The organism is Rhodanobacter thiooxydans LCS2 (genome assembly GCF_000264375.1).
In the GTDB taxonomy this organism is placed as follows: domain Bacteria; phylum Pseudomonadota; class Gammaproteobacteria; order Xanthomonadales; family Rhodanobacteraceae; genus Rhodanobacter; species Rhodanobacter thiooxydans.
This window is the reverse complement of the sequence record NZ_AJXW01000009.1, coordinates 57,766-65,226: the sequence shown is the minus strand read 5'-3', so window position 1 is coordinate 65,226 and position 7,461 is coordinate 57,766. Positions and strand designations below refer to the sequence as shown.

Annotated in this window: 9 protein-coding genes; 7 read left to right on the top strand and 2 right to left on the bottom strand. The window is 68.9% G+C overall.

The window, feature by feature from the left end; genetic code table 11:
* Positions 1 to 41 precede the first annotated feature (41 nt).
* Together murA and UUA_RS02480 are read right to left on the bottom strand one after the other, a co-directional pair.
* Entirely contained in the window at positions 42 to 1,301 is a 1,260-nt protein-coding gene (murA, locus tag UUA_RS02485) for a UDP-N-acetylglucosamine 1-carboxyvinyltransferase (protein WP_008433992.1), read from the bottom strand.
* Between the two features lie 84 nt (positions 1,302 to 1,385).
* Positions 1,386 to 1,625 (bottom strand): BolA family protein, encoded by a 240-nt coding sequence (locus UUA_RS02480; protein ID WP_008433990.1) that lies wholly within the window; start codon positions 1,623 to 1,625, stop codon positions 1,386 to 1,388.
* Positions 1,626 to 1,831: 206 nt separating this feature from the next.
* Between UUA_RS02480 and UUA_RS02475 the strand changes: the two genes are divergently transcribed.
* From UUA_RS02475 to hpf, 7 genes are all read left to right on the top strand, one after another.
* A complete protein-coding gene (locus UUA_RS02475) occupies positions 1,832 to 2,842 on the top strand; it encodes a KpsF/GutQ family sugar-phosphate isomerase (protein WP_008433989.1) in 1,011 nt (336 codons plus the stop codon).
* Positions 2,843 to 2,902: 60 nt separating this feature from the next.
* On the top strand, positions 2,903 to 3,469 hold the full coding sequence (locus UUA_RS02470; RefSeq protein ID WP_008433986.1) for a KdsC family phosphatase: 567 nt from the start codon (positions 2,903 to 2,905) through the stop codon (positions 3,467 to 3,469).
* The gene (gene lptC, locus UUA_RS02465) at positions 3,466 to 4,062 is read left to right on the top strand and encodes an LPS export ABC transporter periplasmic protein LptC (protein WP_008433984.1); all 597 of its coding nucleotides are present in this window, start codon (positions 3,466 to 3,468) and stop codon (positions 4,060 to 4,062) included. Before UUA_RS02470 ends, lptC begins: the two co-directional genes overlap by 4 nt.
* Entirely contained in the window at positions 4,025 to 4,600 is a 576-nt protein-coding gene (gene lptA / locus UUA_RS02460; protein WP_008433982.1) for a lipopolysaccharide transport periplasmic protein LptA, read from the top strand. The genes lptC and lptA overlap by 38 nt, the downstream gene beginning before the upstream one ends.
* A gap of 3 nt (positions 4,601 to 4,603) precedes the next feature.
* Positions 4,604 to 5,323, top strand: a complete 720-nt coding sequence (gene lptB, locus UUA_RS02455; RefSeq protein WP_008433980.1) for an LPS export ABC transporter ATP-binding protein — start codon at positions 4,604 to 4,606, stop codon at positions 5,321 to 5,323.
* Positions 5,324 to 5,423: 100 nt separating this feature from the next.
* A complete protein-coding gene (locus UUA_RS02450) occupies positions 5,424 to 6,881 on the top strand; it encodes an RNA polymerase factor sigma-54 (protein WP_008433978.1) in 1,458 nt (485 codons plus the stop codon).
* Between the two features lie 144 nt (positions 6,882 to 7,025).
* Complete coding sequence (hpf, locus tag UUA_RS02445) at positions 7,026 to 7,349, top strand: ribosome hibernation-promoting factor, HPF/YfiA family (protein ID WP_008433976.1); 324 nt, start codon at positions 7,026 to 7,028, stop codon at positions 7,347 to 7,349.
* Positions 7,350 to 7,461 lie beyond the last annotated feature (112 nt).

The following is a 7,461-nucleotide window of genomic DNA, read 5'->3' as shown; positions in this document are numbered from 1 at the left end:
CCCCGGCCCTCCCCTGCTGCGCAGGGGGAGGGAGTAAAGCTTTAATTCGGCAGGCGGCGGATCTTCGCGCCGAGCACGCCGAGCTTTTCCTCGATGTTCTCGTAGCCGCGGTCGATGTGGTAGACGCGGTCGACCACGGTGTCGCCCTTGGCCACCAGCCCGGCCAGCACCAGGCAGGCCGAGGCGCGCAGGTCGGTGGCCATGATCGGCGCGCCGCTCATCTGCGCCACGCCATGCACCACCGCGGTGTTGCCTTCGAGGCGGATGTCGGCGCCGAGCCGCTGCAGCTCGTGCGCATGCATGAAGCGGTTCTCGAACACCGTCTCGGTGACCACGCCGGTGCCTTCGGCGACGCAATTGAGTGCGGTGAACTGCGCCTGCATGTCGGTGGGGAACGCGGGGTACGGCGCGGTGCTGATGCTGACTGCCTTCGGCCGGCGCCCGCCCATGTCCAGCTCGATCCAGTCGTCGCCGGTGGAGATCTGCGCGCCGGACTCCTCCAGCTTGGCCAGCACCGCGTCAAGCGTATTGGCGCGCGCATGCCGCGCGCGCACCTTGCCGCCGGTCATCGCCGCGCCGACCAGGAAGGTGCCCGTCTCAATGCGGTCCGGCAGCACCTCGTACTCGGCGCCATGCAGGCGCTCGACGCCGTGGATCACCATGGTCGAGGTACCGGCGCCCTCGATCTGCGCGCCCATCGCCATCAGGCAATGGGCCAGGTCGACCACCTCCGGCTCCTGCGCCGCGTTCTCGATCACCGTGGTGCCGTGCGCCAGGGTGGCCGCCATCATGATGTTCTCGGTACCGGTGACGGTGACCATGTCCATCACGATGCGGGTGCCCTTCAGCCGGCTCGCCTTCGCCTTGATGTAGCCGTTCTCGACCGTGATCTCGGCACCCAGCGCCTGCAGGCCGCGGATGTGCTGGTCGACCGGGCGCGAGCCGATCGCACAGCCGCCGGGCAGCGAAACCTCGGCCTGGCCGAAGCGCGCCACCAGCGGGCCCAGCACCAGGATCGAGGCGCGCATGGTGCGCACCAGGTCATAAGGCGCCACGCAGGTGCTGGTGGTGCGGGGATCGACATGCATCTTCATGCGGTCGTCCAGCACCAGTTGCACGCCCATCTGGCCGAGCAGCTCGATGAAGGTGGTGACGTCGTGCAGGTGCGGCACGTTGCCGATGCTGACCGGTTCGTCGGCGAGCAGGCAGCCGGCGAGGATCGGCAGCACGGCGTTCTTGGCGCCGGAAATGGCGACCTCGCCATGGAGTGGCACGCCGCCGTTGATGAGGATTTTGGCCATAAGTCGGGGAATAGGGAATCGGGAATAGGGAATCGGGAGAAGCAGTGAGGGCGCGGGTGGAAGGCTTTCGCCATTCTCTATTCCCTACTCCCTATTCCCTGCCTCCTCGGGTGTCAGCGTCTTCAGCGCCAGGGCGTGGATCGCGCCGCCCATCAGCTCGCCCAGCGTGGCGTAGACCAGCCGGTGCCGCGCCAGCGGCAGCTTGCCGGCGAACTGGCTGGCGACCACGGTGGCCTCGAAATGCACGCCGTCCGCGCCGCTGACCTCCACCTGGGCGCCGGGCATGCCGTGTTCGATCATCGCCTGGATGCGGGCTGGGTCCATCGGGAGGGGTTCCATGCAGGAGTCTGGGCAGCCGGCAGTGGATTCCCTTGCCGCCGGAACCCATGCGCTGGCTTATGACGTTAAAATGCGGACATGTCATGGTAATGGAAATCCGCGGGCGCAGAAATGACCGCGCTTGCAGCCGGCCCGAGCGGGGCCGCCAACCATGACCGCCCGGGCCTCGTCCGCCCCTTCATCGAGCCTCCATGAACGCACGCATCGCCCCACCCGCCCCGATCGACCTGAATCCGGACGCCATCACCCGCAGTGCACGCACGGTGATCGCCACCGAGGCGTCCGCCGTCGAGGCACTGGAGCCACGGATCGGGCCGGCCTTCGTCGAGGCCTGCCGGCTGATCCTGGGCTGCCGCGGCCGCGTGGTGGTCAGCGGCATGGGCAAGTCGGGCCATGTCGGGCGCAAGATCGCCGCCACCCTGGCCTCCACCGGCACGCCGGCGTTTTTCGTGCACCCGGGCGAGGCCAGCCACGGCGACTTGGGCATGATCCTGCCGCAGGACGTGGTGCTGGCGATCTCCTACTCCGGCGAGACCGACGAACTGCTGTTCATCCTGCCGGTGATCAAGCGCCAAGGTATCCCGCTGATCGCCATCACCGGTCGCGCCACCTCCTCGCTGGCCAGCCAGGCCGACGTGCACCTGGACGGCAGCATTTCCAGCGAAGCCTGCCCGCTGGGCCTGGCGCCGACCACCAGCACCACCGTGGCGCTGGTACTGGGCGACGCGCTGGCGATCGCGCTGCTGGAGGCGCGCGGCTTCACCTCCGACGACTTCGCCCGCTCGCACCCGGCCGGCGCGCTGGGCCGGCGCCTGCTGCTGCACATCAGCGACGTGATGCACAGCGGCGACGAGGTGCCGCGGGTCTCCCCCGATGCCAGCCTCACCGCCGCCCTGGTCGAGATGACCCGCAAGCATCTGGGCATGACCGCCGTGGTCGACGCTGAACAACGCCTGCTGGGGGTCTTTACCGACGGTGACCTGCGCCGCACGCTGGACGACGACGGCGTGGACCTGCGCGGCGCCACCGTCGCCGAGCTGATGACCCGCGGCCCGAAGACGATCGGCGCCGACAAGCTGGCGGCCGAGGCGGCGCAGCTGATGGAGAAGTACCAGATCCACGCGCTTCTGGTGGTCGACGACGAACAGCGCGTGGTCGGCGCGCTGAACATTCATGATCTGCTCCGGGCGCGTGTGGTCTGAGCCTGATTTGTCTCGACAAATCAGGCAAATCAGGCAAGCTCGCTCTTTCGCTCTAAATCCATGAACAGCAAAGCCGTGCCCAATTCCCCTTACCTCGCCAACCTCCCCGCCGACCTCCTGGCCCGCGCCGCGAAAATCCGCCTGGCCGTGTTCGACGTGGACGGCACGCTGACCGACGGGCGCCTGTGGTACGGCGAGGACGGCCGCGAGACCAAGGTGTTCCACGTGCACGACGGGCTCGGCCTGAAGCGGCTGCAGGCCAACGGCGTGCGGGTGGCGATCATCAGCGCGCGGATCAGCCACCCGGTGGCGCTGCGTGCCGAGGAACTGGCCATCACCCACGTCTACCAGGGCCAGGGCGACAAGCGCGCCTGCCTGCGCGAGCTGCTCGACGCGCTGCAATTGGCGCCCGAGCAGGCCGCCTTCACCGGCGACGACCTGCCCGATCTGCCGCCGATGCATCTCGCCGGGCTGGCGGTGGCGGTGGCCAACGCGCACCCCTGGGTGGCCACGGCGGCGCACTGGCAAACCACGCGCGGCGGCGGCATGGGCGCGGCGCGCGAGGTGTGCGACCTGATCCTGCACGCGCAGGGCAAGGGTGCCGCCGAGCGGGAGCGCTGGCAATGAAGCTGCGCCGCTGGCTGCGCGACCGGCGCCTGCCGGCCGCGACCCTCGCCATCGCGCTTGCCGCGGGTGTAGCCCAGTTGCTGCTGTGGTGGTTCGGGCCGGCGCCGCGGACCAGCGACTTCGTCGGCCCGCCGCGCTCCGGCTACACCCTCACCGACGCACGCATGACCGAATACAACGCCGAAGGCCTGCCCAGCTTCCGCCTGCAGTCGCCGCACCTGGAGCGACGCGAGGGCGACGACTCGCTGTACCTCAACTCGCCCACCTTCCAGTTGCCGTCCAACCAGGCCGGCGTGCCCGACTGGCTGGGCCGATCACTGTACGGCTGGGTCAACAAGGACGGCACCCAGCTCAAACTGCAGGGCCCGGTGGAAATGAACCGGACGGCGTTCGGCGACACGCCGGCTACCCACATGCAGACCGCCGACGTCACCGCCTGGCCGAAGCAGAACCGCCTGGAAACCGCGGCGCCGGCGCAGATGGTGCAAGGCGGCACTAGAATCAGCGGCATCGGCATGCGTGCCGACCTCAACGACAAACACCTGGAGTTGCTCGATGACGTTCATGCCACCTTCCCGCCGCGCCAGCGCTAGGTTCGCGCTCGCCGTCGCGGCCCTGGGCCTGCTCGCGGCCCAGCCGGCGCTGGCCAGGAAAAGCGACCGCCAGCAGGAAATGCAGGTCGCCGCGAAGAACTTCGACGGCTTCCAGAAGCCGAACAGCGTGAGCACGCTGACCGGCAACGTGGTGATCACCCAGGGGACGCTGAAAGCCACCGGTGCGCAGGCCAAGGTGTACTTCGACGCCGACACCCAGATCAGCCGGGTGGTCATCACCGGCAGCCCGGCGCACCTCGAGCAGCTGGACGACAACGGCAACCTGATGCTGGGCGACGCCGCCACGCTCGACTACGACAACCTCAAGGGCATCGCGGTGCTCAGCGGCAACGCCTCGGTCACCCAGAAGGGCCGCGGCGATGCGCGCGGCGACCGGCTTACCTACAACACCGAAACCAGCCAGATGACTGGCGAGAGCGCCGGCGACGGCATGGTGCACATGACCTTCAAACCGAAGTCGCAGCCGGCCGCGCCGGCTCCGGCCCGGAGCAGCTCCGCGCCGCAGGGGCAGCCGTAACCGATGCTGTCCGCCGAAGGTCTGCAGAAGAGTTTCAAGTCGCGCCAGGTCGTCAAGGATTTCGGCTTCTCGATCCGTGAAGGCGAGGTGGTTGGCCTGCTCGGCCCCAACGGCGCCGGCAAGACCACCTGCTTCTACATGGTGGTCGGCCTGATCGAGGCCGACGGCGGCACGATCAAGCTGGACAAGCTGGACATCACCGGCGCGCCGATGCATGAGCGCGCCCGGCTCGGTATCGGCTACCTGCCGCAGGAAGCGTCGGTGTTCCGCCGGCTCAGCGTGGCGGACAACATCATGGCGGTACTGGAGCTGCGCAAGGGACTCACCTCGGCGCAGCGCGACAGCGAACTGGAAAACCTGCTGGACGAGCTGAAGATCACCCACATCGCCACGCAGAAGGGCATCAGCCTGTCCGGCGGCGAGCGGCGCCGGGTGGAAATCGCCCGCGCGCTGGCCGCCAACCCGCGCTACATGCTGCTGGACGAACCCTTCGCCGGGGTCGACCCAATCTCGGTCGGCGAGATCCAGCGCATCGTGCGGCACCTCAAGGAACGCGGCATCGGCGTGCTGATCACCGACCACAACGTGCGCGAGACGCTGGGCATCTGCGACCGCGCGTACATCCTGAACGAGGGCGAGGTGCTCTCGCGCGGCACCCCGGCGCACATCCTCGCCGACGAGAAGGTGCGCGAGGTCTACCTGGGCCGCGAGTTCCGGCTCTGACACATCCTGTCACGGCCGGTATCCGCCCGCGGCCGCTATGGCCGCACCCGCGGGCACGCGCTAGGATTGGGTCGATCATCCCCTCCCCCGACTGGCTGGCATGAAACCCGCACTGCAGTTTCGCCTCCACCAGCAGCTGACCCTGACGCCGCAACTGCAGCAGGCGATACGTCTGTTGCAGCTGTCGCAGCTGGAGCTGGAAGCCGAATTGCGGCAGATTGCCGAGAGCAACCCGTTGCTGGAGTTCGCCGAGGAAGTCGAGGACGAGGAGGCGATCGAGGACGCCGCCGCCGAAAGCGACTACCCCAGCGTCGAAGCGGTCGCCGCCACCGGCAGCGACGACGGCGAGGCCAGCGACTGGTCCGACGGCGGGGTGGCCGAAACGCCGATCGACTTCTCCAGCAGCAGCGTCGGCAGCAACAGCGGCAGCGGCACGCGCGGCGACGAGGATTTCGAACCGCAGAACGCCGTGCCGGAAACCCTGCAGCAGCACCTGCTGTGGCAGCTCAACCTGGCCTCGTTCACCCCGCGCCAGCACCTGATCGCCACCGTGCTGATCGACGCGCTGAACCCCGCCGGCTACCTGGCCGAAGGGCTGGAAGCCATCCTCGCCGCGTTGCCCGCCGACCTCGACGCCAGCATCGCCGAGATCGAGGGGGTGCGCCGCTGCCTGCAGGGTTTCGACCCCGCCGGCGTGGCCAGCCTGGACCTGCGCGACTGCCTGCGCGTGCAACTGGAACAGTTCGACCCGGATACGCCGCAGCGCGACCTCGCGCTGCGCATCGTCGACACCGAGCTGGAACTGCTGGCGCGCAACGACATCGCCCGGCTGGCGCGGCGCCTGCGCACCGACGAAAACGACGTGGCCGACGCCGCCGTGCTGATCCGCAGCCTCGACCCGCGCCCCGGCGCCGCGCTCGACGCCACCCCGGTGGAATACGTGGCGCCGGACGTCTACGCGCTGCGCGATGGCACCCGCTGGCGGGTCAGCCTGAATCCGGACGCGCAGCCGCGGCTGGGCCTGAACCAGCACTACTGCGGCCTGATCGCCCAGGCCCGCGGCGAGGATGCCAGCTGGATGCGCGGCCAGCTGCAGGAGGCGCGCTGGCTGATCAAGAGCCTGGAATCGCGCGCCGAGACCCTGCTGAAGGTCGCCGAGGCGATCGTGCGGCGGCAGAGCGCGTTCCTCGATTACGGCCCCGAGGCGATGCACCCGCTGGTGCTGCGCGAGGTGGCCGAGGAGGTAGGCATGCACGAGTCGACCATTTCGCGCGTCACCACGCGCAAGTACCTGCACACCCCGCGCGGCACCTTCGAGCTGAAGTATTTCTTTTCCAGCGGCGTGTCCACCGAGGACGGCGGCAGCGCCTCGGCCACCGCGATCCAGGCCATGCTGCGCAAGCTGATCGAGGCCGAGGACGTGCGCAAGCCGTTGTCCGACCTGGCGATCGCCGAGGAATTGCAGCGCAAGGGCATCCAGGTCGCCCGCCGCACCGTGGCCAAATACCGGGAGGGACTGCGCATACCCACCTCCAGCGAACGCCAGCGCGCGGGCTGATTGTCGCAGGCCGCCCGCGGGAACTTGGTTATCGCCAAAGCGTTCCCATACCAGAGACAGGATGATTGACGATGTGCGTCGCCCCGCGCGAGGCACGTCCACCCGCCGCGAAACGCGGCACTGCACCACCAGAGGAGGCGCCCCATGCAATTCCAACTCAGCGGTCAGCAGATCGAAGTCACCCCGGCCCTGCGCGACCACGCCACCGCCAAGCTCGACCGCCTCACCCGCCTCGACGACAAGTTGAAGAGCCTGGCGATCGTGCTGTCCGTCGACAAGCTGCAGCACCGCGCCGACGGCACCCTGGGCGTCGTCGGCGCCACCCTGCACGCGGAGGCCACCGAGGCCGACATGTACGCCTCCATCGACGTGCTGTTCGACAAGCTGGTCGCCCAGTTGCGCAAGTACCGCGAGAAGGTCGCCGACAAGCACCAGCGCGAGACGCGCGACGAACGCCAGTACGGCTGACCGAAAGCGGTTCTCGCCGACCGCGGCCCGCCCGTTCCAGGGCGGGCCGTTTCTCCCTCTGCACGCGCGTATCTGCCCAAGCTGGCACAATGGCCGCGCACCGCCGCGGCCC

Excerpts from the sequence above, each read along its gene's own strand:
- lptC (WP_008433984.1), top strand. The coding sequence starts at position 3,466 with ATGAAGCTGCGCCGCTGGCTGCGCGACCGGCGCCTGCCGGCCGCGACC.
- UUA_RS02470 (WP_008433986.1), top strand. The coding sequence starts at position 2,903 with ATGAACAGCAAAGCCGTGCCCAATTCCCCTTACCTCGCCAACCTCCCC.
- lptB (WP_008433980.1), top strand. The coding sequence starts at position 4,604 with ATGCTGTCCGCCGAAGGTCTGCAGAAGAGTTTCAAGTCGCGCCAGGTC.
- UUA_RS02450 (WP_008433978.1), top strand. The coding sequence starts at position 5,424 with ATGAAACCCGCACTGCAGTTTCGCCTCCACCAGCAGCTGACCCTGACG.
- lptA (WP_008433982.1), top strand. The coding sequence starts at position 4,025 with ATGACGTTCATGCCACCTTCCCGCCGCGCCAGCGCTAGGTTCGCGCTC.
- UUA_RS02475 (WP_008433989.1), top strand. The coding sequence starts at position 1,832 with ATGAACGCACGCATCGCCCCACCCGCCCCGATCGACCTGAATCCGGAC.
- UUA_RS02480 (WP_008433990.1), bottom strand. The coding sequence starts at position 1,625 with ATGGACCCAGCCCGCATCCAGGCGATGATCGAACACGGCATGCCCGGC.
- murA (WP_008433992.1), bottom strand. The coding sequence starts at position 1,301 with ATGGCCAAAATCCTCATCAACGGCGGCGTGCCACTCCATGGCGAGGTC.
- hpf (WP_008433976.1), top strand. The coding sequence starts at position 7,026 with ATGCAATTCCAACTCAGCGGTCAGCAGATCGAAGTCACCCCGGCCCTG.